The organism is Streptomyces roseoverticillatus (genome assembly GCF_000719265.1).
Taxonomy (GTDB): domain Bacteria; phylum Actinomycetota; class Actinomycetes; order Streptomycetales; family Streptomycetaceae; genus Streptomyces; species Streptomyces roseoverticillatus.
Window position 1 is genome coordinate 63800 of record NZ_JOFL01000013.1, and the last position, 26277, is coordinate 90076.

Consider the following 26277-nt stretch of genomic DNA (forward strand, 5'->3'; position numbering starts at 1 on the left):
GATGGCCACGGTGTGGGTGGCGGTGGCGGTCACGGCGCTCTGCGCGGTGTTCGCGGCGCTGCTAGCCATGGGGCAGGCCGTGGTGGCCCGCCACCGGGCGGGCGGCGCGGCGGACCTGGCGGCGCTGGCCGCGGCGGACCACGCGCTCGACGGTCAGGAGGCCGCGTGCGGCCTCGCCCGGCGGGTGGCCGCCGCCCAGGGCACGAGAGTGGTGCGCTGCGCAGTGAGTGGCGAGATCGCCGAGGTCGCGGCCGAGGCCCGGGCGGGGCCGTATGCCGTCCGGGTGCGGTCGCGGGCGGGGCCCGCGGAAGCGGTGGGGTTCACCCCTGTGGCCGTATCGGCTGCTGGTTTCCTCACAGGCCCTGGTTTCCGAGACGCTGGCTTTCCGGGCCCCGGCCTACGAGACCCTGGCTTTCCGGGTCCCGGTCTCCGAGACCCTGGCCTTCCGGGTCCGGGCCTCCGAGACCCCGGTCTGCCGGGCCCCCGCCTTTGGGACCCCGGTCTGCCGGGTCTCGGACTCCAGGGGAATGCCTCCGCGGGCCTCAGCCTTCGGCCGGCCCCGGCGGGGCCTCCTTCGGCGGGGCCTCCTTCGGCGGGGCGTCCTCCGGCGGGGTGTCCTCCGGCGGGGCCGGGGCGTCCCTGAGGAGCCGGGCGAGGAGGCGGATCGCGGCTCGCTTGTCGAGGGGGTCGTTGCCGTTGCCGCACTTGGGGGACTGCACGCAGGAAGGGCAGCCCGTGTCGCACTCGCAGGCGGCGATCGCCTCGCGGGTGGCGGTGAGCCAGCGGGCGGCGGTGTGGAAGGCCCGCTCGGCGAAGCCGGCGCCGCCGGGGTGGCCGTCGTAGACGAACACCGTCGGCAGGAGCGTGTCGGGGTGCAGAGGGACGGAGACGCCGCCGATGTCCCAGCGGTCGCAGGTGGCGAAGAGGGGGAGCATGCCGATGGAGGCGTGTTCCGCAGCGTGCAGGGCGCCGCCGAGGGCTTCGGGGTCGATGCGGGCCTCGTCTAGCTGGTCCTCGGTGACGGTCCACCACACGGCGCGGGTCCGCAGCGTACGGGGCGGCAAGTCCAGTTTGGACTCGCCCAGGATCTCGCCGGTGATCAGCCGGCGGCGCAGGAAGGAGACGACCTGGTTGGTGACCTCGACCGAGCCGAAGCACAGCCGCGCCTCCCCCCAGGGGATCTCGGCGGCGGTCTCCAGGATGGAGATGGAGGTCGTGTCGCGGGCGGTGGTCGAGTACGGCGGGTCGGCCTGCTCGACGAGGGCGACGGAGTCCTCCAGGTCGAGGCGGCGGACGAGGTAGGTGCGGCCCTGGTGGAGGTGGACCGCGCCCTCGTGGACGGAGGCGTGGGCCGCGGCCGCGTCCACGGTGCCCAGCAGGCGCCCGGTGCCCTCCTCCACGACCTGGACGGGCCGGCCGCCGCCGCCCCGGATGTCGGTCAGGTCGGCGGCGCGCTCGCGGCGGGTCCAGTGCCAGGCGGTGCCGCGGCGGCGGAGCAGCTTGCGGCCTTCGAGCTGGGTGAGCACGCCCGGGGCCGCGGGCCCGAAGAGGGACAGGCCGGCCTCGGTGAGCGGCAGCTCGGCGGCCGCGGCGCACAGATGGGGGGCGAGGACGTAGGGGTTGTCGGGATCGAGGACGGTGGATTCCACGGGCTGCCGGAAGAGCGCCTCCGGGTGGTGGACGAGGTAGGTGTCCAGGGGGTCGTCGCGGGCGACCAGGATGGCCAGGGCTCCCCGGCCCGTACGGCCCGCGCGGCCGGCCTGCTGCCACAGGGAGGCCCGGGTGCCCGGGTAGCCGGTCAGGAGGACGGCGTCGAGGCCCGCGACGTCGACGCCGAGCTCCAGCGCGGTCGTGGCGGACAGGCCGAGCAGCTCGCCGGTGTGCAGGGCGTGCTCGATGGCGCGGCGCTCCTCGGGGAGGTAGCCGCCGCGGTAGGCGGCGACACGCCCGGGGAGCGAGCGGTCCACGGCGGCGAGGCGTTCCTGGGCGATCAGGGCGATGAGTTCGGCGCCGCGCCGTGAGCGCACGAAGGCGATGGTGCGGACGCCCTGGACGACGAGGTCGGTGAGGAGGTCGGCGCTCTCGGCGGTGGCGGTGCGGCGCACGGGGGCCCCGCGTTCGCCGTGGAGCTCGGTGAGCGGGGGCTCCCACAGGGCGAACAAGAGTTCGCCGCGCGGGGAGGCGTCCTCGGTGATCTCCACCACGGGGACGCCCGTGAGCCGGGTCGCCGCGGTGGCCGGGTCGGAGGCGGTGGCCGAGGCGAGGAGGAAGACCGGATCGGACCCGTAGCGGGCGCAGACGCGCCGGAGGCGGCGCAGCACCTGGGCGACGTGCGAGCCGAAGACGCCCCGGTAGGTGTGGCACTCGTCGATGACGACGTAGCGCAGGGCGCGCAGGAAGGAGGACCACTTGGGGTGGGCGGGCAGGATGGAGCGGTGGAGCATGTCGGGGTTGGTGAGCGCGTAATTGGCGTACTGGCGCACCCACTCCCGCTCCTCGACCGGCGTGTCCCCGTCGTACACGGCGGGCCGGACGCCCTTGCCCAGGGGCTCGGCGAGGGACCGTACGGCGCGCCGCTGGTCGGCGGCCAGGGCCTTGGTGGGGGCGAGGTACAGGGCGGTCGCGCCGCGGCCGTTCGGGGCCTCCGAGCCGTCCAGCAGGGCGCTGAGGACCGGCGCCAGGTACGCGAGGGACTTCCCGGAGGCGGTGCCGGTGGCCACGACCACCGACTCGCCGCGCAGCGCGTGCCCGGCGGTGAGAGCCTGGTGAGCCCAGGGCCGCTCGATGCCGGCGGCCCGGACGGCCTCGACCACTTCCGGCCGGATCTGCTCAGGCCAGGGGGCATGACGTCCCGGACGCGGGGGCAAGTGCTCCGTATGAGTGATGCGTGCAGCCCGGTCGGCCCCGGCGGTCAGTCGGTCGAGGACTGTCCGGGGAACGGGATGTACGCCCGCCTCCGGCGGGAGTTGATCGTTGGCCATCGGCACCGAGTGTGTCACTGGCGTGACGGACAATGGCGTCAAGGCGTCGTGCGCGCCTGCCGGTAAGTGATTGAATGCCATCGCGGCTGCCGATCCATGGGGGGCGACCGCTCGATGCAAGGTGCTGGAGGATCCGTGGACCTGTCCCTGTCGACCGAGACCGTAGGCGACCGTACGGTTGTCCGGGTCGGTGGCGAGATTGATGTGTACACCGCGCCCAAGCTGCGTGAGCAGCTGGTCGAGCTTGTCAACGACGGCAGCTATCACCTCGTCGTGGACATGGAGGGCGTCGACTTCCTCGACTCCACCGGGCTCGGCGTCCTGGTCGGCGGGCTGAAGCGGGTGCGTGCCCATGAGGGCTCGCTGCGCCTGGTCTGCAACCAGGAGCGCATTCTCAAGATTTTCCGTATCACCGGTCTCACCAAGGTGTTCCCGATCCACACCTCGGTGGAGGATGCGGTGCAGGCGACCGACTGAGGTCGCCGGGGAAGACTGTCACGCGGGGGGAACCCGGGCCCTGGCCCGGCCCCCTCGTGAGTCCGCCCTTTTCCGGATCAGGGGGAGAGGGCACGTACGACCGAGGGGGATGGCGTGGCCACCGTCGAACTGCTCTTCAGTGCCCTTCCCGAACATGTCCGGACCGCCCGGCTGGTGGCGGCCGCGGTGGCGCGCCGTGCCGGCGTGGACGAGGCCGTGCTGGACGAGGTCCGGCTCGCCGTGGGCGAGGCCTGTTCGCGCGCGGTCGGCCTGCACGTCGCCCATGAGGTGCCCACCCCCGTGCGGGTGACGCTGATCGAGGAGGAGAAGAAGTTCTCCATCGAGGTGGGGGACGACGCCCCCCGCCCCGCCCCCCTCGACCTCGCCTCTGCGAACGGTTCGGAGCGCCCCGCGCCCGGGCACGAGGACGCCGGCGCCGACAGCGAGGACGACATGGGCCTCGCCGTCATCAGCGGCCTGGTCGACGACGTCGAGGTGACCGCGGACGAGCGCGGCGGACTGATCCGTATGAGCTGGCCGATCGCCCCCGCGACCGTCGCGCCGTAGCCCGACCGGGCCTATTGCCGTAGCCCGCCCTCCTCGGACGGGCGTAACTCCGGGCTGCACCGGGATCGCGTCACGACGACGCCCCCGTCGACGTCCTTTTGCCGTCGCCTTCACAAATGTTCACCGGCCTCCGCCGTAGCCCGCCTGCCCGGGCCTGCCTTCGCCTGCCTTCGCCGGCTTCCGTCCGGATCTTCCGTGAATGGATCAGCCGAAATTCCGCGATCTTTTGCTGATCGTTTCCCCGCGCCGGAATGGATCTCCATCCGATCCCCGTCAGATCCCCGTCCGATCCTCATTCCGATCTCCATTGCCGATCTCCGTCCGAGATCGTTTATCCGGCGGATCATTTACTCGATCTTCACTTGCGCAGACCAATTCCCTTTGCTGCGCTCTGTTTTGATCTCGCCGGGCTCCCTACAATCCGTCCATCTTGAGCTCAGGACGCCTGAGCGTGGCTGCTGTTCCGTGCGCGTGGACCAATGGCGCGGAGGAGCTGCGCGCCCATGTGCCAAACGTCTAGGGAGGACGAATGGCGGGGCCCCTCACCCCTTCACAGGTGGACTTCAGTCAGCATCTCGCAGCCGAACTGACCCAGGGCAACCGCACCATGGTGATCGTGATCGCAGCCGTCGCGCTCGCGGCGCTCGTGGTCGCCGTCGCCCTGGTGCGGCAGGTCCTCGCGGCGGGCGAGGGCACCGACAACATGAGAAAGATCGCGGCGGCGGTGCAGGAAGGCGCCAACGCCTATCTCGCCCGGCAGTTGCGCACGCTCAGCGTATTCGCCGTGGCGGTGTTCTTCCTCCTGATGCTCCTGCCGGCCGACAACTGGTCGCAGCGCATCGGGCGTTCGGCCTTCTTCCTGATCGGAGCGCTGTTCTCGGCGGCCACCGGCTATATCGGCATGTGGCTCGCCGTGCGCAGCAACGTGCGGGTCGCCGCGGCGGCGCGCGAGGCCACTCCGGCGCCGGGCGAACCGGAGAAGGATCTGACGGCCGTGTCCCACCGGGCCATGAAGATCGCGTTTCGGACGGGTGGCGTCGTCGGGATGTTCACCGTCGGCCTCGGCCTGCTGGGCGCCTCCTGCGTCGTCCTCGTCTACGCGGCCGACGCGCCCAAGGTGCTGGAGGGATTCGGGTTCGGCGCGGCGCTGCTGGCCATGTTCATGAGGGTCGGCGGCGGCATCTTCACCAAGGCGGCCGACGTCGGCGCCGACCTCGTCGGCAAGGTCGAACAGGGCATCCCCGAGGACGACCCGCGCAACGCCGCCACCATCGCGGACAACGTGGGCGACAACGTCGGCGACTGCGCGGGCATGGCGGCCGACCTCTTCGAGTCGTACGCCGTGACGCTGGTGGCCGCGCTGATCCTCGGCAAGGCGGCGTTCGGTGACGCGGGTCTCGCCTTCCCCCTGCTCGTCCCCGCGATCGGCGTGCTCACGGCGATGGTCGGCATCTTCGCGGTCGCGCCGCGTCGCACCGACCGCAGCGGGATGAGCGCGATCAACCGCGGGTTCTTCATCTCGGCCGTCATCTCGCTGGCCCTGGTTGCCGCCGCGGTGTTCGCGTACCTGCCCTCCAGCTACGCCGATCTGAAGGGCATCGGGGACGAGGCCATCCGCGCCCACTCCGGCGACCCCAGGGTGCTGGCGCTCGTGGCCGTGGCCATCGGCATCGTCCTCGCCGCGCTCATCCAGCAGCTGACGGGGTACTTCACGGAGACCAGCCGGCGGCCGGTGCGCGACATCGGCAGGACGTCCCTGACCGGCCCGGCGACGGTGGTCCTCGCCGGCATCGCCATCGGCCTGGAGTCCGCCGTCTACTCGGCGGTGCTCATCGCGCTGGCCGTCTACGGGGCGTTCCTGCTCGGCGGCACGTCCATCATGCTGGCCCTGTTCGCGGTCGCGCTCGCCGGCACCGGCCTGCTGACCACCGTCGGCGTCATCGTCGCCATGGACACCTTCGGCCCGGTCTCCGACAACGCCCAGGGCATCGCCGAGATGTCCGGCGACGTCGAGGGCGCCGGCGCGCAGGTCCTCACCGACCTCGACGCCGTCGGCAACACCACCAAGGCCATCACCAAGGGCATCGCCATCGCCACGGCCGTCCTGGCGGCGTCGGCGCTCTTCGGCTCGTACCGCGACGCGATCGCCACCGCCGTGCAGGACGTGCACGCGAAGTCCGGGGAGCTGGGTCTGAGTCTGGACATCTCGCAGCCCAACAACCTCGTCGGACTGGTCCTCGGGGCCGCGGTCGTCTTCCTCTTCTCCGGGCTGGCGATCAACGCCGTGTCCCGGTCGGCGGGCGCGGTGGTCTACGAGGTGCGGCGACAGTTCCGCGAGCACCCCGGGATCATGGATTACAGCGAGCAGCCGGAGTACGGGCGTGTGGTGGACATCTGCACCAAGGACGCGCTGCGCGAACTCGCCACGCCCGGCCTGCTGGCCGTCATGGCGCCCATCGCGGTCGGCTTCTCGCTCGGCGTCGGCGCGCTCGGCTCGTACCTCGCGGGCGCCATCGGCACCGGCACCCTGATGGCCGTCTTCCTCGCCAACTCCGGTGGCGCCTGGGACAACGCCAAGAAGCTGGTGGAGGACGGGAAGTACGGCGGCAAGGGCAGCGAGGCGCACGCCGCGACGGTCATCGGCGACACGGTCGGGGACCCCTTCAAGGACACCGCCGGGCCGGCCATCAACCCGCTGCTGAAGGTCATGAACCTGGTGGCGCTGCTGATCGCCCCCGCGGTGGTCAAGTTCTCCTACGGCGTCGACGCCAACAAGGGCCTGCGGATCGGGGTCGCGGCGCTGGCGATCGTCGTCATCGTCGGTGCGGTGTACGTCTCGAAGCGGCGCGGCGTCGCGGTGGGAGACGACGGGAACGCCGAACTGGCGGCGAAGTCCGCCGATCCGGCGGTGGTGTCGTAAGAGTGAGAAGCGGCGCTGTAAGAAACTGACGCCCCGGCACTTCGACCCCGGTCGGCGGCGGTGGCATGCAGTCCGTCGCCGCCGGCCCGGGAAACAGGTGCGGTGAATGACACGCTGCGCTTGGTGCAAATGGCTTTAAAAGGGGGCATACGGGGTGCCCGCCACCTGGGTGGTCCCGCTCGGACGTGTAAGTTCCGGGCCGAGAGCCATCGAAGGGACCGATCCGGTGAACAAGAAGCTCGCGGCCGCACTGTCCGGCGGTACGGCGCTCCTGCTGGCGCTGACCGGCTGCAGCGGCGACGACGACCAGAGCAAGAAGAAGCTGGACGACTGGGCCAAGAAGGTCTGCGACCAGATGCAGCCCCAGGTGAAGAAGATCCTGGACGCCAACAAGTCGATCGCGAGCGTCCAGACCGAGGAGGACTCCAAGAAGGTCCAGCAGACCGACTCCGCGGGCTTCCAGGTCAGCGTCGACGCGTACAAGGCGCTCGCCAACGCGGTGCAGGACGCGGGCGCTCCGCCGGTCAAGGACGGCGAGACCAGCCAGAAGAACGCCGTCAAGGCGCTCAACGACCTCTCCACGGCGTACGCGAACCTGAAGAAGCGGAGCGACGCCCTCGACACCGGCGACAAGAACAAGTTCGGCGAGGGGCTCAGGAGCATCGGCGGGGACATCGCCAAGCTCAGCGGCCAGAGCTCCGAGGCGCTCAAGAAGCTGCAGGAGGGCGACGTCGGCAAGGCCATGGCCAAGCAGCCGGGCTGCCAGAAGAACTCGCTCTCGCCGTCGCCGTCGAAGGGCTGACCCCGGCGTCGCCGGACCCGGCGCCCGGCGCCGGCCGGGCCGGGCTCGCGGCGGGGCACGGCGCGGCCGCGGCCCCGGGGCGCGGCGCCGCACCCCGCCGCTTTCGGCGTTTGCCGGTGCCGCCCCCGACAATGGTCCCGTGAGTACGCTCCTTCCCGCCGCCGACCGCGCGCGCAGCTCCCGGCTGCGCGACGCCCTGCTCGCCGCCGCCTTCACCGCCGACGGCCTCCTCGACCTGCTGGGCGCCCCCGCCTACGCCGCCCTCGCCCGCAGCGAGACCGTCCCGGCCCTGCGCGCCACCCGCGGCGACGGGCCGCTGGAGACGCTGGTCCGCCTCTTCCTGCTGCAGATGCCGGCCCCGTACGCGCGGGTCGCGGCCGCGCTGCCCGCCGACGACTGCCTCGCCGGGGGCTGGCTCGTCCGTGACGGGGACGCCGTCCGCGCCACCGTGGACGTGCGCCCCTACGGCGGTCCCGACGGGCAGGACTGGTGGATCGTCTCCGACCTGGGCTGCGCCGTCGGCGGTGCCGGCGGCATCGCCGGGGGCGGGACCGGCCCCTCCGGGGTCGACCGCGCGCAGCTCGTCCTCGGCGTCGGCGGCGCCTCGACCACCCTCGCGGGCATCACCGTCCGCACGCCCGTCGCCAGCGCCCTCGACCTGGGCACGGGCTCCGGCATCCAGGCCCTGCACGCCACCCAGCACGCCACGCGCGTCACCGCCACCGACCTCAACCCGCGCGCCCTGCACATCGCGCGGCTCACGCTGGAGCTGTCCGGCGTCGCCGAGGCGGACCTGCGCGAGGGCTCGCTCTTCGAGCCCGTCGCCGGCGACACCTTCGACCTGATCGTCTCCAACCCGCCGTTCGTCATCTCGCCCGGCGCCCGCCTGACCTACCGCGATGGCGGCATGGGCGGCGACGACCTGTGCCGCACCCTCGTCCAGCAGTCGGCCGACCGGCTGAACGACGGCGGCTACTGCCAGCTGCTCGCCAACTGGCAGCACGTCGAGGGCGAGGACTGGCGCGAGCGGCTCTCCTCCTGGGTGCCGCGCGGCTGCGACGCCTGGATCGTCCAGCGCGAGGTGCAGGACGTCGCCCAGTACGCCGAGCTGTGGCTGCGCGACGCGGGCGACCACCGCGCCGACCCGGCCGAGTACGCGGCCCGCTATGACGCGTGGCTGGACGAGTTCGAAGCCCGCAGGACCAAGGGCATCGGATTTGGCTGGATCACGCTGCGCAAGTCGGGCGCCGACCGGCCGTCCGTGGTCGCCGAGGAATGGCCGCACCCCGTCGAGCAGCCGCTCGGCCCCACCGTCCGCGACCACTTCGACCGGCAGGACTTCCTGCGCACGCACGACGACGCCGCGCTGCTCGCCTCGCGCTTCGTCCTGGCCGGCGAGGTCGTGCAGGAGCAGGTCGGCCTCCCGGGCGCGGAGGACCCCGAGCACGTGGTGCTGCGCCAGAACCGCGGCATGCGGCGGGCCACCAAGGTGGACACCGTCGGCGCGGGCTTCGCGGGCGTGTGCGACGGCTCCCTCACCGCCGGCCGGATCCTCGACGCGATCGCCCAGCTGGTCGGCGAGGACCCGGTGCTGCTGCGGGACCGGACGCCGGAGGCGATCAGGATGCTCGTCGAACAGGGCTTCCTGACGCCGGCGGGGGAGTAGGCGGGAGCAGGCGGAGTAGGCCTACGGGCGGACGGAGGCGTCTGCGCTCACCGGGCTTCCACCACCGGGAAGCCCAGCGCGGCGACCTCCGCCGCCACGTCGGCGAACCCGGCCGAGGGGCTGAGCGCGGCGACGACGGGTGCGGTAAGGGGTTCGCCGGCCAGGACCGACGCCACCGCGGCGCGGTCCACGGCCCTCTCCAGGTGGTCCTCGGCGTCCGCCGCGTAGGCCTCAGCGCGGGCCTCGACGCTGCCGTCCGCCAGCAGCCCGAAGAGCCAGGCTCCGTCCGTCTCGTCCTTGCCGAACTTCACGGGGCCGCACTGCCACCCGTCCGCCCCGCCGACGTGCCAGGCGCACAGCGTGGCGTCGAAGAACCCCTCGAAGAGGAACGCCTCCTCGGCCGGGTACGCGGCGAGCGCGGCGGGGAGCCCGCCGAGCAGCCCGGGCCAGTGGGCGCGCGGCTCCTCACGCCACGGTGTGGCGACGCACTCGTGGTCGAAGCCGTACAGGAACGTGCCCTCCGGACCGAAGGCGATCGCGTAGAGGTCGCCCCCGGCGTTGTCCATCGAGGCCAGCGCCACGCCGTCAGCCCAGTGGGGGGCGAAGGCGTGGTCACGGTACTGCGGATAGTCCCGTTCGAGGATGATGTCCAGGACGGCCAGGGCCCGGCAGTGCGCCAGCAGCGCCGCCGGGTCCGGCAGCCTCGGTATGAGGTCGTGGACGGTCTCGATGTCGGCGGCGTGATCGTCGGCGGTCATGTGCTCATTGAAGTGCCCACCACTGACAACGCCGCCTCGCTCACGTGACGGCCCCCACTCCACGCCCGCGTTTACGAACCGCAATTCCGGACATCGTTTTCAGGACAACCTGCTGCCCGCGGCCCGGCCGGACGCTTATGCGCCGGACGCGTCGGGCAGGGCCATGTCAAGGATCGTCCCGGGGTCCGGTGACTCTTTCGGGTCCAAGCCCGCACTCCCGCGGCGCGCGGCCCGCCGACCGCCCCTCCGTTGTCAGACCCTTGGCCAGGGCAGCCGGGGTCCGGCGAAGCGCGGCGCCGGGGGCGGAGTGGACGTAGCCTTCATTACGACCCTAAGAGTGTGATGTTGGATACCGTGCTGGTTAGAACGTACATCGGGTTACCGTTCGAGTGGCGTTGCGGACTTTTTCCGTTTGACACGGGGGCGGGATGTACCGTCACACTCCGCAGCGTCACCGCAGCGCCCACACCGAGTGCCGACCGGAAGAAGAGCGAAGTTGTCCCCGACCAGCGAGACCGCAAAGGGCGGCCGCCGACTCGTCATCGTCGAGTCGCCTGCCAAGGCGAAGACGATCAAGGGCTACCTCGGCCCCGGATACGTCGTCGAGGCGAGCGTCGGGCACATCCGTGACCTGCCGAACGGGGCCGCCGAGGTCCCGGCGAAGTACAAGGGCGAGCCCTGGGCCCGTCTCGGCGTCAACGTCGATAAGGACTTCCAGCCGATCTACGTCGTGAACCACGACAAGAAGGACCAGGTCAAGAAGCTCAAGGAGCTGCTGGCCGAGTCCGACGAGCTCTTCCTCGCCACCGATGAGGACCGCGAGGGCGAGGCCATCGCCTGGCACCTGCAGGAAGTCCTCAAGCCCAAGGTCCCCGTCCGCCGGATGGTCTTCCACGAGATCACCAAGGACGCGATCCAGGCCGCCGTCGCCAGCCCGCGCGAGCTGAACAAGAAGCTCGTCGACGCCCAGGAGACCCGCCGCATCCTCGACCGCCTCTACGGCTACGAGGTCTCGCCGGTCCTGTGGAAGAAGGTCATGCCGCGGCTGTCGGCCGGCCGTGTGCAGTCGGTGGCCACCCGCCTCGTCGTCGAGCGGGAACGCGAGCGCATCGCCTTCCGCTCCGCCGAGTACTGGGACCTCACCGGCATCTTCGACACGGGCCGCCCCGGCGACAACAGCGACCCGTCGACGCTGACCGCCCGCCTGGCCTCGGTCGACGGCAAGCGCGTCGCCCAGGGCCGCGACTTCGGGTCGACCGGCCGGCTGAAGGACTCCGCCCAGGTCCTCCACCTGGACGAGGCCAATGCCCGCGCCCTGGCCGCCGCCCTGGCGGACGCGTCGTTCGCCGTGCGCTCCGTCGAGTCCAAGCCGTACCGCCGCTCGCCGTACGCCCCGTTCCGTACGACCACGCTGCAGCAGGAGGCCTCGCGCAAGCTCGGCTTCGGCGCGAAGGCCACCATGCAGGTGGCCCAGAAGCTGTACGAGAACGGCTTCATCACCTACATGCGTACGGACTCCACGACGCTGTCGGACACGGCGGTGAACGCGGCCCGTGCGCAGGTCACGCAGCTCTACGGCGCCGACTACCTGCCGGAGAAGCCGCGCACGTACGCCGGCAAGGTCAAGAACGCCCAGGAGGCGCACGAGGCGATCCGGCCTTCGGGTGATCGTTTCCGCACGCCCGCCGAGACCGGCCTGTCCGGCGACCAGTTCCGGCTCTACGAGCTGATCTGGAAGCGGACCGTCGCCTCCCAGATGAAGGACGCGACGGGCAACTCCGTCACCGTCCGGATCGGCGGCCGGGCGAGCGACGGCCGGGACGCCGAGTTCAGCGCCTCCGGCAAGACCATCACCTTCCACGGCTTCATGAAGGCCTACGTGGAGGGCGCGGACGACCCGAACGCCGAGCTCGACGACCGCGAGCGCCGCCTGCCGCAGGTCACCGAGGGCGACCCGCTGGCCGCCCGGGAGATCACGGCCGACGGCCACGCCACCAAGCCCCCCGCCCGCTACACCGAGGCCTCGCTGGTCAAGGAGCTGGAGGAGCGGGAGATCGGCCGCCCGTCGACGTACGCGTCGATCATCGGCACCATCCTCGACCGCGGCTACGTCTTCAAGAAGGGCACGGCGCTCGTCCCGTCCTTCCTGAGCTTCGCCGTCGTCAACCTGCTGGAGAAGCACTTCGGCCGGCTCGTCGACTACGACTTCACCGCCTCCATGGAGGAGGACCTCGACCGCATCGCCCGCGGCGAGGCCCAGGCCGTGCCGTGGCTGCGCCGCTTCTACTTCGGTTCCGCGGACGGCCCCGAGGGTTCTGCCGCCGACGCCGGCAACGGCGACGGCGACCACCTCGGCGGCCTCAAGGAGCTCGTCACCGACCTGGGCGCGATCGACGCCCGCGAGGTGTCCTCCTTCCCCGTCGGCGAGGGGATCGTGCTGCGCGTCGGCCGCTACGGCCCGTACGTGGAGCGCGGCGAGAAGGACGCCGAGGGCCACCAGCGCGCCGACGTCCCGACCGACCTGGCCCCGGACGAGCTGACCGTCGAGTACGCCGAGGAGCTGCTCGCCAAGCCGAGCGGCGACTTCGAGCTGGGCACCGACCCCGGCACCGGCCACCAGATCGTCGCCAAGGACGGCCGCTACGGCCCCTACGTCACCGAGATCCTCCCCGAGGGCACCCCGAAGACCGGCAAGAACGCGGTCAAGCCGCGCACGGCCTCGCTCTTCAAGTCCATGTCCCTCGACACGGTCACGCTGGAGGACGCGCTCAAGCTCATGGAGCTGCCGCGCATCGTCGGCAAGGACGCCGAGGGCACCGAGATCACCGCGCAGAACGGCCGCTACGGGCCGTATCTGAAGAAGGGCACCGACTCGCGCTCCCTGGAGACCGAGGAGCAGCTCTTCACGATCACGCTGGACGAGGCCCTCGCGATCTACGCCCAGCCCAAGCAGCGCGGGCGTGCCGCGGCCAAGCCGCCGCTGAAGGAGCTGGGCACCGACCCGGTCAGCGAGCGCCCCGTCGTGGTCAAGGACGGCCGCTTCGGCCCGTACGTGACGGACGGCGAGACCAACGCGACGCTGCGCCGTGACGACGACGTCGAGACGATCACGCCGGAGCGCGGCTACGAGCTCCTGGCGGAGAAGCGCGCCAAGGCCCCGGCGAAGAAGACCGCGAAGAAGGCCGTCGCCAAGAAGGCGCCGGCGAAGAAGACCGCCGCCAAGAAGACGGCGGCCAAGAAGACCGCGGCGAAGAAGACGACGACCGCGAAGAAGACCACGGCCGCCAAGAAGACGACCGCGGCGAAGAAGACGACGGCGAAGAAGGTGGCCGCGGCCGCCGAGGCCGCCGCCGAGTGACCTGCCCGCCTCCCCCCGGCACGCGCCGGGGGGAGGCGGGGCCGGTTCCGTCAGCCCCCGTGGGGCATCCATTCGTTCGGGCGTACGTTCGGGCAAAAAGGCGGAAGCCCTGCGCAGCCGGATAGGCTGGCAGGATGACGCGAGCCGAGCAGCCAACCGTGGTGACCTCCACCTCCGGCGCCCTAGCCGCGGACTCCCGCGAGCGTGCCGTCCGGTCCCTGCTGCGTTTCCCCCCGCTGCGGCGGCTGTGGAACGCCCAGTTCGCCGGCGGTGTCGGAGACTCCCTCGCCCTCCTCGTGCTCCTGCTGCTGTCGCTGCAGGCCGCCGTCGCGGAGGGCTCCTTCGGCGGTGGCTACCGGGGCGCGGCCCTCGCCGTCGCCGCGGTTCTCGCGGCCCGGCTGCTGGCGACCCTCCTCTTCGGCGCGGTCCTGCTCGGGCCGCTCTCCTCGCTCATCGCCCCGGCCGGTCCCCTCGACCGCCGGTGGACCATGATCGGCGCGGACGGCGTCCGGGCCGCCCTGCTGGTCGTCGCGCCCCTGTGGCTCGGCTGGACGGGCAGCCGTGCGCCCGCCTTCCTGCTGATCACGGCCTTCGTGGTCGGCGTCGCCGAGCGCGTGTGGACCGTCGTCAAGGACGGCGCGGCCCCCGCGCTCCTGCCCGCGCCCGCCGTGGAGGGCTCCGCCGTACGGCCGCTGCCCGATCACTACGACGCGCTGCGGCGCCTCTCGCTGCGGACGAGCTTCGTGTCGCTGCCCTTCGCCGCGGCCGCGTTCCTCGCCGTCACGCTGATCGGCAATCTGCTCGGGGCCGGCATCGACTGGTTCCACCAGCACCAGGCGGCCCTCGGATCATTCCTCGCGGCCGCGCTGTTCACCGGATCGGCCACCATCCTCTGGTTCCTGGAGCTGCCCGGCGCGAAGGGGCCCCGCGTGCGCTCCCCGCTGGAGGGCCTGCGCCGGCCCCGCAGCGCCGAGGGCCCCGACACCGGCCGCACGGGCGCCATCCCGGTGCTCGTCCTGGCCTGCGCCGCCGTCGCCGGGGCGATCGCCGCGGCCGTCGGCGTCGCCGCCCTGCAGGCCGTCGACCTCGGCGGCGGGCCCGTGGCCTTCGGGCTGCTCGTGCTCGCGCTCAGCGGCGGCCCCGTCATCGGCATCCGCAGCGCCGTCAAGGTGCTCCCCGGCTTCTCCCGGCGCCGGCTCCTCGCGCTGGCCATCGCGCTGACCGGCCTGGCGCTGCTCGCCGCCGGCCTCGTGCCCGACCCCACGACGGTGCTCCTGCTCGTGCTGCTCGCCGGCGTCTGCGCGGGCATCGCCGCCAACACCGGCCACTCCCTCCTGGACCAGGAGACGGAGGAGGCCCGCCGGCCCCGCACGACCGACCACCTGCACGCCGTCGTGCGCGTCACCGCGGCCCTGGGCGCCGTCGCCGCACCGCTGCTCGCCGCAGGCATCGGGCCGCACCGGCTGGAGAGCGGCGGCTTCGTCTTCGCGCACGGCGGCGCGGCCTTCACGCTGATGCTCGTCGGCGCGCTGCTGCTCCCCGTGGGCGCCATCGTGCTCGGCAAGACCGACGACCGCCACGGAGTACCGTTCCGGCGCGACCTGATGGACGTGCTGCGCGGCGGCGACCCCGAGCAGGCGCCCGCCGCCACGGGCTTCTTCATCGCCTTCGAGGGCGGCGACGGCGCCGGCAAGTCCACCCAGGTGCGGGCCGTCGCGGAGTGGATCCGCTCCAAGGGCCACGAGGTCGTGGTCACCCGCGAGCCCGGCGCCACGCCGATCGGGCAGCGGCTGCGCGCGATCCTGCTGGACGTCTCCTCGGCCGGCCTCTCGGACCGCGCCGAAGCGCTGCTCTACGCGGCCGACCGCGCCGAGCACGTCGACTCCGTCGTCCAGCCCGCCCTCGCACGCGGCGCCGTCGTCATCTCCGACCGCTACATCGACTCGTCCGTCGCCTACCAGGGCGCCGGGCGCGACCTCTCGCCGACCGAGATCGCCCGCATCAACCGGTGGGCCACGGGCGGGCTCGTCCCCCACCTGACCGTGCTGCTCGACGTCTCCCCGGAGACTGCGCGAGAACGTTTCACCGAGGCGCCCGACCGGCTCGAGTCCGAGCCCATGGAGTTCCACGACCGCGTCCGCACCGGGTTCCTCACCCTGGCCTCCGCCGACCCCTCGCGCTACCTCGTCGTGGACGCCGGGCAGGCGCCCGAGGACATCACCACCGTCGTACGCCACCGCCTCGACCAGGCCCTGCCGCTCTCCGCGACCGAGATCGAGGCCCGCGAGCAGGCCCGCAAGGCCGCCGAGGAGGAGGCCCGCCGCAAGGCCGAGGAAGAGGCCGCGCGCAAGGCGGAGGAGGCGCGGCTGGAGCGCGAGCGCCAGGAGCAGCTCGCCAAGCTCCGGGCCGAGGAGGAGGAGCGCAAGCGGCGCGAGGCCGAGGAGGCCCGCATCCGCGAGGAGGCGCGTCTCGCCGAGGAGGCCCGCCGGCAGGCGGAGGAGGAGCGCAAGCGTCGCGAGGCGGAGGAGCGGACCCGCGCCGCCGAGCAGGAGCGGCTCCGCAAGCAGGCCGAGGAAGAGGCCCGGCTGCGGGCCGAGGCGGAGGAGCGCCGCCTGGAGAAGCAGCGCAAGGCGGAGGAGGCGCTGCTGAAGGCGGAGCAGGCGCGGGTGGCGGCGGAGGCCGCGGCTGCGGCTGCCGCTTCGGCTGCGCCGGGCTCCTCCGGTGCGGGTGCGGGTGCGGCGGCGGAAGCCGCTTCCGAGGCGCCGACGGTCGAGCGGCCTTCGCTCCGTAAGGAGCAGCAGGAGACCGCCCGGGAGGAGCGGCAGACCGCGGTGCCGGCGGGGAGCTCCGATGAGACGCAGACGGTGCAGACGCCGTCCGTCCACCGGCCGGACCCGCGGAACATGGACCTCACCACCGGGATCAGCCCCGACACGACGCCCACGGTGGAGCGGCCTCGTGTCGACGCGCGGGCGTCGGACGAGACGGAGGTGCTGCCGCCGCTGTGGCCCGTGTCGCCTCCTCCTGCTGCCCCGCAGCGGGTGACGTGGGGTGTGGATCGGCCGTCGGAGCCCGATCAGGAGCCGTCGTCCCCGGAGACGTCGCAGAAGCCGTCGCGGGAGTCCGAGGAGACGGCCGTCCTGCCGCAGCCGCCGGTTGCGGATGCGGACACCGCTGTGACGGAGGTTCTTCCTCCGGTGCCTCCCGTACGACCGGAGGAGCGTTCCGAAGACCCCGCGGACCGGGTGCCCGACTGGCTGTTCCGGCCGGAGGAGCGGACGGACGCTGCCGCGGGCGCGGGCGCGGGCGCGGACGCCGAGCGCACGCGGGAGATGCCGCGGGTGACCGACGAGGACGCGCAGGGCGGCGCGGCGAAGGGCCGTCGCCGTCCCGGCTGGGCGGAGGAGACCTCCGGCCCGGGCGGCTCGGAGGACGACCGCCCGACCCTGGCGGACGAACTCCTCGGCCCGCGAACGAAGCCGGGTGGCCGCAAGGACGGCAACGACGGCCGTAAAGGCGGCCGTGGGGGCGACCGCGGCCGCGGTCGCTGAGACGGGGTCTTGCCCGGACGGGCGTGGTTTCGGCACCGCCGGACCGCGCCGTTGCGGCTGAGCGCTGCGGCGGAATGGAGAGGCGGGGCCTCTCCGCTCCGTCCGGGTTGCTGCCGGCCGACGGTGCCGGATGCGAGTGCCGGGCGCCGTTCGCCGGCGCGGCTTCGCCGTCAGGCGAGAAGATCTCCGCTGCGATGGCGCTCAGCCACAACGCCGCGGTCCAGCGGTGCCGGACGGGCAGGCACCCCCCAGGCGCCCGGCGATCAAGCCCCCGCCCCCTCGCCCGGCGTCCCCTGTCAGTCCCGTGGCTCACAATGGGGGTCGCAGGGCAATGACGCGGAGGGCAGCCATGGCGGTGTGGGACGACCTGGTCGGTCAGGACCGGGTGATGGAGCAGCTCTCCGCGGCCGCGCGGGATGCGGATGTGTTCGTCACCGCCGCGGCGTCGGTGCCCGGAGAGGCGCCCCCGAGCGGCGGGTCGATGACGCACGCCTGGCTCTTCACCGGTCCCCCCGGCTCCGGCCGGGCCACCGCCGCCCGTGCCTTCGCCGCCGCCCTGCAGTGCGTGAGCCCGGACCGGGCCGTCGGCGGGACCCCCGGCTGCGGTTTCTGCGAGGGTTGTCACACCACGCTCGTGGGCACGCACGCGGACGTGGAGATCGTCCGCACCGACCAGCTGTCGATCGGCGTCAAGGAGACCCGTGACCTGGTGCGCCGCGCTCAGCTCTCCCCGGCCGGAGGCCGCTGGCAGGTGATCGTCCTGGAGGACGCGGACCGGCTGACCGAGGGCGCGGGCAACGTCCTTCTGAAGGCCGTCGAGGAGCCGGCGCCCCGTACGGTCTGGCTCCTGTGCGCGCCGTCCCTGGAGGACGTGCTGCCGACCATCCGCTCCCGCTGCCGCCTGCTCACCCTGCGCACGCCGCCGGTGGCGGCCGTGGCCGACATCCTCGCCCGCCGCGACGGCATCGAGCCCGAGATGGCCGCGCGCGTGGCCCGCGCCACGCAGGGCCACATCGGCCGGGCCCGCCGCCTGGCCACCGACGAGCGGGCCCGCGCCCGCCGCGCGGCCGTGCTCAAGCTGCCGCTGCGCGTGGACGACGTCGGCGGCTGCCTGAAGGCGGCCCAGGAGCTGATCGACGCCGCCGCCGAGGACGCCAAGCAGGTCGCTGAGGAGGTCGACGCGAAGGAGACCGAGGACCTGCGGGCGGCGCTCGGCGCCGCGGCCGGTACGGGCAGCCGCCTCCCGCGCGGCACGGCGGGCGCCATGAAGGAGCTCCAGGACCGCCAGAAGCGCCGCAGCACCCGTACCCAGCGCGACAGCCTGGACCTGGCCCTGGTCGACCTGACGGGCTTCTACCGCGACGTCCTGGCGATGCAGCTCGGCTCGCGCGTCGAGGTCGCCAACGCGGACATGCAGGACGCGCTGGAGCGCGTCGCCCGGGCGTCGGGCCCGGAGCGGACGCTGCGCCGCATCGAGGCGATCATCGGCTGCCGCCGCGCCCTGGACCGGAACGTGGCCCCGCTGCTGGCGGTCGAGGCGATGACGATGGCGCTGCGCGCCGGCTGAAGGGTACGGGCGCACGAAGGGTGAGCGCATGCGCGGTTACGCACTCTCACTCATATGAGGCCTCCTGGGCCCGGCGGCTGGCGGCAGCCCGCAGAGCTGCCGATACCCTCCGTCGGGGCACATGCGATCGTCCGTAACGCTGCGTAATGCCCGGCTCCTTGCTGCCCTGCACCTCACCCCCGCATTCGCGCAGCTCCACGCCTTCACGCAGAGGGACCGCCGATGGATTCCAGCCGCCTGTTCCGTACGTCCGGCACCGCCATCGCGGCCGCCGCGCTGCTGATCTCGGGCTGTGCGCTCGGGAGCGGCTCGCCGCGGGCGACGGCGGCGGCGAGAGCGTACGACGCGGGTGACGGCCGGAGCAGCGGCTTCCCCGGCTTCGAGAATTTCGGTGCGGGTACGGCCGGCGCGCCGGGCGCAGCGGACGAGGCCCCCGGGGGTCTGTACCGCAAGGGGGACACCCCCACGCTCACCCCCCTCCCGGCCGCCCTCCCCCCGGCCCTGCGCCGCTACTACGCCCAGAAGCTCACCTGGCACTCCTGCGGCACCAGCGGCTTCGAGTGCGCCACTCTCATGACCCCGCTGGACTACGACCACCCCCGCGGGGCGGACGATCTCAAGCTCGCCGTCTCCCGCAAGAAGGCCACCGGCGCCGGCCACGCCAAGCGCCTCGGCTCCCTCATGGTCAACCCGGGCGGGCCGGGCGGCTCGGCGGTCGGCTACCTCCAGCACTACGCGGGCCTCGGCTATCCCGCGGCCGTCCGCGCCCACTACGACATGGTCGCCATGGACCCCCGAGGCGTTGCCGGCAGCGAACCGGTCACCTGCCTCTCCGACACCGAGATGGACCGCTACACCGAGGTCGACCAGACCCCCGACGACGCCGCCGAGACCGCGGAACTCGTCGACGCGTTCACGAAGTTCGCCGACGGCTGCGCCTCCCGCTCCGGCAAGCTCCTGGGGCACGTCTCCACCATCGAGGCCGCCCGCGACATGGACGTCCTGCGCGCGGCCCTGGACGACGACAAGCTGACGTACGTGGGCGCCTCGTACGGCACCTTCCTCGGCGCCACCTACGCCGGCCTCTTCCCCTCCCGCGTCGGCCGCCTCGTCCTCGACGGGGCCCTCGACCCCGCCCTCGGCTCGGAGCAGGTCAACCGAGACCAGACCGCCGGCTTCCAGACGGCCTTCACGTCCTTCGCCGAGGACTGCGCCCGGCGCAAGGACTGCCCGCTCGGCCCGTCTCCCGACCGGGCGGGCGACCGCCTCTCCGAGTTCTTCGAGAAGACGGACGCGAAGCCTCTCGCCACCGGCAAGTCCCGCAAGCTCACCGAGAGTCTCGCGACCACGGGTGTGATCTCCGCCATGTACGACGAGGCGGCGTGGGGCCTGCTGCGCAACGCGCTGAAGGCGGGGCTCCTGGGCGACGGCGGGCCCCTGCTGAAGCTGTCCGACGCCTACTACGAGCGCGACGGCCACGGCTCCTACCAGAACCTGATGTACGCCAACGCGGCCGTGAACTGCCTGGACCTGCCCCCGGCCTTCCGCTCCCCGAGCGAGGTCCGGGAGGCGATCCCCGCCTTCCGGAAGGCCTCCCCGGTCTTCGGTACGGCCCTCGCCTGGGCGACCCTGACCTGCGGATACTGGCCCGTCCAGGCCACCGGCACCCCGCACCGCATCCCCGCCGCGGGCGCCGCGCCCATCCTCGTCGTCGGCACCACCCGCGACCCCGCCACCCCCTACGGCTGGGCCCGCTCGCTGGCTTCGCAGCTCTCCTCGGGCCGCCTCCTCACCTACGAGGGCGACGGCCACACCGCCTACACCCGCGGCAGCACCTGCATCGACAAGGCCGTCAACGCGTACCTGCTGACCTCGACCCCGCCCCCGGCCGGCCAGCGCTGCTCGAACTAAGCCGGAGAACCCAAAAGGCCCAGGTCAGACAGTGTCTGACCTGGGCCTCATCGGAGCCGCCTTCGGGATTCGAACCCGAGACCTACGCATTACGAGTGCGTTGCTCTGGCCAACTGAGCTAAGGCGGCAATGCTGCCTTTTGCCTGACCGGCTTCAGCAGCGCGGCCAAGTCTACACACTTCCGAGGGGTGCTCCGTACACGAGCGCCGACGAGATGATCTTGGCGATATCCGGCTGGTGGTCGTTGAGGTAGAAGTGGCCGCCGGGGAAGACGTTGATCGTGAAGGCGCCGGTGGTGTGGTGCTGCCAGTCCTGGACCTCGTCGGGGGTGGCCCTGGGGTCCGCGTCGCCGGTCAGGGCGTGGACGGGGCAGGTCACGCGGAGGCCGGGGCGCGCGCGGTAGGTCTCGATGGCGCGGTAGTCGGCGCGCAGCGGCGGCAGGACCAGCCGGAGGATGTCCGGGTCCTCCAGCATCTGGGCGTCCGTGCCGCTCAGCCTGCGGAGCTCCTCGACGAGGGCCTCGTCGCTGCGCTGGTGCACGGTCTCCTCGCGGTGCCGGGAGGGGGCGCGGCGGCCGGAGACGAAGAGGGCGACGGGTGTCGTGCCCCGCTCCTCCAGGCGCAGGGCGACCTCGTAGGCGAGGGACGCGCCCATGCTGTGGCCGAAGAGGGCCAGGGGGCGGTCGGTCGCGGGGGCCAGGGCCTCGGCGGTGCGGTCGGCGAGTTCGGCGAGGTCCTCGATGCAGGGGTCCGCGCGCCGGTCCTGGCGGCCGGGGTACTGGACCGCGAGGACGTCGACCGAGGGGGAGAGCGCCTTCGACACCGGGAAGAAATAGCTCGCCGACCCTCCGGCGTGCGGCAGGCAGGCCAGCCGGACCGGTGCCTCGTCCGCCGGATGGAATCGGCGGATCCACTTCTTGTCGTCCATCGTGCCGGTTTCCCTTCGGGCTTCGGACTCCGGGCTTCGGGCCGCGGAGCCGGTGTCGAAGCCGACGTTGACGCCATTCGGGTCCTGGGCAGCATACGTCGGAGGGGTCCGCCGCGGCCGGGGGTTCCTTCCGGCGCCCCGCACGTATTAGGTTCCTTTGTAGGGTGCAGACATGCGTGGTGCCGGCTCGAAGTGCGCTGGAACACACGGCTGTTCCGGTTTGAATGAGGGATTCCAGGGGCGCCCGGGGAATTCCAGGGGAATCGGCGAGAAGGAAACACAGTGCCCAACACAGCGACCGGCACGGTAACCGGCGGAAATCTGCTGGCCGTCAGCGATCTGCACGTCGCGTACAAAGAGAATCGCGCGCTCGTGGAAACGCTGCGGCCGCGGAGCGACGCCGACTGGCTCATCGTGGCCGGCGATGTCGGCGAGCAGTACGCGGACATCGAATGGACACTGCGCCTGCTCGCGGAGCGATTCGCCAAGGTGATCTGGGCGCCCGGGAACCACGAGCTGTGGACCCACCCCCACGACCCGGTCGACCTGCGCGGCGAAAAGCGCTACCGGCACCTCGTGGAGCTGTGCCGCAGCCTCGGCGTCGCCACCCCCGAGGACCCGTATCCCGTGTGGCACGGCGAGGGCGGCCCGGTCGCCGTGGCCCCGCTCTTCGTGCTCTACGACTACACCTTCCGCGTGCCCGGCGCGCACACCAAGGAGGAGTCGCTGCGCCGCGCCTACGACGCCGGGATCGTCTGCGCCGACGAGCACTTCCTGCACCCCGACCCGTACCCGGGCCGCGACGCGTGGTGCCACGCCCGCGTGGAGTACACGGAGCGCCGCCTGGCCGCCGTCGACCCCGCGCACCGGACCGTCCTGGTCAACCACTTCCCGCTGGTCCGCGAGCCCACCAGGATCCTGCGGTACCCCGACTTCGCGCAGTGGTGCGGCACCGAGCTGACCGCCGACTGGCACATCCGCTTCCGCGCGGCCGCCGCGGTCTACGGCCACCTGCACATCCCACGCGTCACCTGGCACGACGGGGTGCGGTTCGAGGAGGTTTCCGTGGGCTATCCGCGCGAGTGGCAGCCCCGGCCGCCGCGCGAGCCGCTGCGGCAGATCCTGCCGCGGCCGGTCGGCGAGGGTGTGGAAGGCCGGGCCTCGTGATCGAGCGGATCCTGCCCGCGGAGGCCGTCGCGGAGGAGAGCACCGGCAGCCCGGCGGCGTCGGCCGGGGACTTCCTCCACCCGGAGGAGGCCGCGGTCGTCGCCCGCGCCGTCCCCAAGCGGAAGGAAGAGTTCGCAGCCGTACGGGCCTGCGCACGTGCGGCTCTGGGCCGGCTGGGGTTCCCGCCCGTCCCCCTCGTCCCCAACCGCCGCGGGGCCCCGCAGTGGCCGGCGGGGGTCGTCGGCAGCATGACGCACTGCGACGGCTACCGGGCGGCCGTCGTGGCCCGCTCCGGCGCGCTCGCCTCGGTCGGCATCGACGCCGAGCCGAACGGGCCGCTCCCGGACGGCGTCCTCGACGTCGTGTCGCTGCCCGGGGAGCGCGCCCGGATCCGCTCGCTGACCGCGCTCCGCCCCGATGTGCACTGGGACCGCCTCCTGTTCAGCGCCAAGGAGAGCGTCTTCAAGACCTGGTATCCGCTGACCGGGCAGGAGCTGGACTTCGAGGAGGCGGAGCTGGACTTCGACCCGGATGCCGGGACGTTCTCCGCGCGGCTGCTGGTGCCGGGGCCGGTCGTGGGCGGTGTCCGGCTGGACGGGTTCACCGGCCGGTGGGCCGTGGGCGGCGGTTTCGTGCTCACGGCCATCGCCCTCCCCGCCGTCGTTCCCGCTCCGGCCGTCGCTCCCGCCCCCGCCGTCGTTCCCGCCCCTGCGCCCGCTCCGGGTCCTCAGGGCGGGCCACCGGCCGGCGGGTCCGCGGCACCGGCCGGCGGGCCACCGGCACCCGTCAGCGGGTCCGCGGCATCCCCCGCCTGAACGCGGCGAAGTCCTCGGGCAGCTCGCGGGCGTACCGGGTGTTGAGCCACAGCCGCAGCAGGTCGCGGCGGCGCCCCGGTTCGTCGCGGAAGGCGGAGCGGCCGTGGACGACGACGTTGTTGTTCAGCAGCTGGAGGTCGCCGGCGCGCAGGGTCATTTCGATGCGGTGCTCGTCCATTCCCGCGATGTCCTGGAAGAGCTGCAGTGCGTGCCGCTCGATTCCGCTCAGCGGGATTCCGGACTTCGGCACGGCCGAGTCGATGTAGTGCGTCATGTAGAAGCGGCAGCTCAACTTGCCGTGGAAATGCCCGTACACCGCGTTCCGGTAGTAGGGGAGTTCGTCCGAGCCCTCTTCCAGGCGCCGGTCGTAGACGAATCCCCGGTAGTACAGGCCGAGGAGCTCGCGGTGGTGGGCGAGGAGGTGGTTGTGGACGGTCATGGAGCTGGCGAGGGTGCTGACGCCGCCCTCGCCGGCCTGGCGCAGGCAGAGCAGGCCCACGATGTCGGAGCTGTCGGTGTGGAAGGGCAGCTCGGAGCGGGTCCGGTAGGCGCGGGTGGCGGATTCGGTGACCTCGCCCTCGCCGTAGTCCTTGACGTGGGCGATCAGCTCTCCGGCGGCGTTCTGGGAGACGGGGCTGCCGAGGTGCAGTGCGATGCCCCAGTACGCCAGGCGGGCCTCTTCCAGGGTCCACCGCTCCACCGGGAGGCCGCGCAGGAGCGTGAATCCGCGCCCGAACTCCAGGTCCTGGACGGCGGCTTCGAAGGTCTTGCCGAGGACGGGCAGCGGAAAGTCCGCGACGGTGAGCTGTTCGAGCGGGATTCCGCGCGCTTTCGCCGCCGCGAGCGCCGTTTCCAGGTCGCCGATTTCCTCGGGGGTGAGGGTGACCACCCAGTCGCTTTCGCCGGTGAAGTCGGCGGCCGTCCAGGCGGCCGGCCCGGTGACGGGCTCGGTGAGGACGGCGTCGGCGGACGGTGCAGGCATACGGACTCCACTCGGGATTCGCTGAGCATGCGGCAGTTGCGCGGCACATCGATCATGATTCGAAGTCTTCGCGCGGTCAATGGAGTTGGTGGAGGAGCGACGGCAGAGGCGGAGTGTCGTGATTGTGCGTGAACTCGATCACCTTCGCTCCCGCTTCCATGGTGTGGAACGCGCGCCGGTGGTTAGTTTCCGGGAGGACACGGCGACACGGGAACGCAGCGACAGACGCATGGATAGACGCACGGATAGACGCACGGGCAGCCGCAGAGACACGGAGACACAGTGGCCAAGTCAACCGCCAGGTCAGGGTCAGCGCTGCGACGTTCCGCCCGTGCGGCCGGCTGCGCCCTCTTAGCCGGGACCCTCGCGGCCGCGTGCGGCTCCGGCGGCGGGTCCTCCGCCGGCTCCGCCTCCGCCGACTCCCTCTCCGTGGGCCTCATCGCCGAGCCCGCGAGCCTCGACTTCACCACCACCGACGGCGCGGCCGTCCCCCAGGCCACTCTGGGCAGCATCTACGAGGGCCTGGTCCGCGTCGACCAGCAGGGGAAGGTCCAGCCCCTGCTCGCCGAGCGCTACGAGCGCTCCGACGACGGCCGGACGTACACCTTCCACCTCCGTAAGGGCGTGAAGTTCACCAACGGCGCCGAGTTCACCGCCGACGACGCGGTGTTCTCCATCGACCGGGTGAAGAAGGACTGGAAGCTGAAGACGGCCCGCCAGATGGACGTGGTCGGCAAGGCCGAGAAGACCGACGAGCACACGGTCAAGGTCACCCTGAACCGCCCGAGCAACGGCTGGCTCTACGCCATGACCACCCGCATCGGCGCCATGTTCAGCCGCACGGGCGTGAGCGACCTCGCCGCCCACCCCGTCGGCACCGGCCCCTTCAAGCTGGCCGAGCGCCGCCGCGGCGACCGCATCGTCCTCGGCCGCAACGCCTCCTATTGGGGCACCGCGCCCGCCCTGTCCAAGGTCACCCTGAAGTACTTCAAGGACGCCGGGGCGATGAACAACGCCATGCTCACCGGGGGCATCGACGTCGTCGGCACGGTGCAGGCCCCCGAGTCGCTGTCCCGCTTCTCCGACACCAACCGCTTCCAGGTCATCGAGGGCTCCTCCACCGGCGAGGTCGTCCTGTCGATGAACAACTCCCGCGAGCCGTTCAAGGACAAGCGTGTCCGCCAGGCCGTGCGGTACGCCATCGACCACAAGGCGCTCGTGGAGACCTCCCGCGCCGGGCACGGCAAGCTCATCGGCACCATGGCCAGCCCCACCGACCCCTGGTACGAGGACCTTACCGGCCGCTATCCGTACGACCCGGACAAGGCCAGGCAGCTGCTGAAGGCCGCGGGCGCCGAGGGCCGGACCGTGAAGTTCCGGGTGCCCAACATGCCGTACGCGATGTCGGCGGCCCAGGTCGTTGCGTCCCAGCTCGGCCAGGTCGGACTCAAGGCGGAGATCGAGCCCCTGGAATTCCCCGCGCGCTGGCTGTCCGAGGTCTACAACAAGGCCGACTACGACCTCTCCGTCATCGCCCACACCGAACCGCGCGACCTGTGGACGTTCGCCGACCCCGGCTACTACTTCCGCTACGACAACCCGGAGTACGCGAAGCTCCTCAAGGACGGCGACTCCGGCAAGCCCGAGGACGAGACCGCCCGCTACCGCGACGCCGCCCGCCTGCTCTCCGACGATGCCGCCGCCGACTGGCTCTACCTCATGCCCAACCTGATGGTGGCCGACAAGAGCGTCGCCGGCCTGCCGGTCAACCAGGTCGGCGAGGGCTTCGACCTCACGGGCGTCCACTGGACGAAGAAGAAGTAGGAGC

17 protein-coding genes and 1 tRNA gene are annotated in these 26277 nt (G+C 72.4%); 13 read left to right on the top strand and 5 right to left on the bottom strand.

Annotation, left to right across the window (positions count from 1 at the left end; genetic code table 11):
* Window position 1: 1 nt before the first annotated feature.
* Complete coding sequence (locus IF61_RS37585) at window positions 2-643, top strand: Rv3654c family TadE-like protein (protein ID WP_078660284.1); 642 nt, start codon at window positions 2-4, stop codon at window positions 641-643.
* Here IF61_RS37585 and IF61_RS0117260 read toward each other — a convergent pair.
* Window positions 543-3062: a DEAD/DEAH box helicase gene (locus IF61_RS0117260; RefSeq protein ID WP_078660285.1), complete on the bottom strand. Its 2520-nt coding sequence runs from the start codon at window positions 3060-3062 to the stop codon at window positions 543-545. The genes IF61_RS37585 and IF61_RS0117260 overlap by 101 nt on opposite strands.
* A 54-nt stretch (window positions 3063-3116) precedes the next feature.
* On the opposite strand from IF61_RS0117260, the gene bldG reads away from it, so the two are divergent.
* From bldG to IF61_RS0117285, 5 genes are all read left to right on the top strand, one after another.
* The gene (bldG, locus tag IF61_RS0117265; RefSeq protein WP_030367299.1) at window positions 3117-3458 is read left to right on the top strand and encodes an anti-sigma factor antagonist BldG; all 342 of its coding nucleotides are present in this window, start codon (window positions 3117-3119) and stop codon (window positions 3456-3458) included.
* Window positions 3459-3572: 114 nt separating this feature from the next.
* Window positions 3573-4025, top strand: a complete 453-nt coding sequence (locus IF61_RS0117270) for an ATP-binding protein (protein ID WP_030367300.1) — start codon at window positions 3573-3575, stop codon at window positions 4023-4025.
* A gap of 529 nt (window positions 4026-4554) precedes the next feature.
* On the top strand, window positions 4555-6945 hold the full coding sequence (locus IF61_RS0117275; RefSeq protein ID WP_030367301.1) for a sodium-translocating pyrophosphatase: 2391 nt from the start codon (window positions 4555-4557) through the stop codon (window positions 6943-6945).
* A gap of 226 nt (window positions 6946-7171) precedes the next feature.
* Window positions 7172-7747, top strand: coding sequence for a hypothetical protein (locus IF61_RS0117280; RefSeq protein WP_052392770.1), 576 nt, complete (start codon window positions 7172-7174; stop codon window positions 7745-7747).
* A 139-nt stretch (window positions 7748-7886) separates the two neighbouring features.
* Complete coding sequence (locus IF61_RS0117285) at window positions 7887-9413, top strand: DUF7059 domain-containing protein (RefSeq protein WP_030367303.1); 1527 nt, start codon at window positions 7887-7889, stop codon at window positions 9411-9413.
* 47 nt (window positions 9414-9460) lie between these two features.
* Here the strand turns inward: IF61_RS0117285 and IF61_RS0117290 are convergent, their stop codons facing one another.
* The gene (locus IF61_RS0117290; protein ID WP_030367304.1) at window positions 9461-10171 is read right to left on the bottom strand and encodes a hypothetical protein; all 711 of its coding nucleotides are present in this window, start codon (window positions 10169-10171) and stop codon (window positions 9461-9463) included.
* Between the two features lie 496 nt (window positions 10172-10667).
* Here IF61_RS0117290 and topA point away from each other — a divergent pair, with 496 nt between their 5' ends.
* The 4 genes from topA to IF61_RS0117310 all read left to right on the top strand — a co-directional run bounded on the left by topA (window position 10668) and on the right by IF61_RS0117310 (window position 20558).
* Window positions 10668-13529, top strand: coding sequence for a type I DNA topoisomerase (gene topA, locus IF61_RS0117295; protein ID WP_030367305.1), 2862 nt, complete (start codon window positions 10668-10670; stop codon window positions 13527-13529).
* 134 nt (window positions 13530-13663) lie between these two features.
* Entirely contained in the window at window positions 13664-17080 is a 3417-nt protein-coding gene (tmk, locus tag IF61_RS0117300) for a dTMP kinase (RefSeq protein WP_030367306.1), read from the top strand.
* 349 nt (window positions 17081-17429) lie between these two features.
* On the top strand, window positions 17430-18647 hold the full coding sequence (locus IF61_RS0117305; protein WP_030367307.1) for a DNA polymerase III subunit delta': 1218 nt from the start codon (window positions 17430-17432) through the stop codon (window positions 18645-18647).
* 222 nt (window positions 18648-18869) lie between these two features.
* Complete coding sequence (locus IF61_RS0117310; RefSeq protein WP_030367308.1) at window positions 18870-20558, top strand: alpha/beta hydrolase; 1689 nt, start codon at window positions 18870-18872, stop codon at window positions 20556-20558.
* A gap of 54 nt (window positions 20559-20612) precedes the next feature.
* On the opposite strand, the gene IF61_RS0117315 is transcribed toward IF61_RS0117310, so the two are convergent.
* Together IF61_RS0117315 and IF61_RS0117320 are read right to left on the bottom strand one after the other, a co-directional pair.
* Window positions 20613-20686 (bottom strand) — tRNA-Thr (locus IF61_RS0117315).
* A gap of 43 nt (window positions 20687-20729) precedes the next feature.
* A complete protein-coding gene (locus IF61_RS0117320; protein ID WP_030367309.1) occupies window positions 20730-21485 on the bottom strand; it encodes a thioesterase II family protein in 756 nt (251 codons plus the stop codon).
* A 282-nt stretch (window positions 21486-21767) separates the two neighbouring features.
* Between IF61_RS0117320 and IF61_RS0117325 the strand changes: the two genes are divergently transcribed.
* Window positions 21768-22652, top strand: a complete 885-nt coding sequence (locus IF61_RS0117325) for a metallophosphoesterase family protein (protein ID WP_043189547.1) — start codon at window positions 21768-21770, stop codon at window positions 22650-22652.
* Entirely contained in the window at window positions 22649-23467 is an 819-nt protein-coding gene (locus IF61_RS0117330) for a 4'-phosphopantetheinyl transferase family protein (RefSeq protein WP_078660286.1), read from the top strand. Before IF61_RS0117325 ends, IF61_RS0117330 begins: the two co-directional genes overlap by 4 nt.
* On the opposite strand, the gene IF61_RS0117335 is transcribed toward IF61_RS0117330, so the two are convergent.
* Window positions 23439-24449: a TauD/TfdA family dioxygenase gene (locus IF61_RS0117335; RefSeq protein ID WP_030367312.1), complete on the bottom strand. Its 1011-nt coding sequence runs from the start codon at window positions 24447-24449 to the stop codon at window positions 23439-23441. The two genes, IF61_RS0117330 and IF61_RS0117335, sit on opposite strands and share 29 nt — an antisense overlap.
* Before the next feature lie 282 nt (window positions 24450-24731).
* Here IF61_RS0117335 and IF61_RS0117340 point away from each other — a divergent pair, with 282 nt between their 5' ends.
* On the top strand, window positions 24732-26273 hold the full coding sequence (locus IF61_RS0117340; RefSeq protein ID WP_245684534.1) for an ABC transporter substrate-binding protein: 1542 nt from the start codon (window positions 24732-24734) through the stop codon (window positions 26271-26273).
* The last annotated feature ends 4 nt before the right edge of the window (window positions 26274-26277 follow it).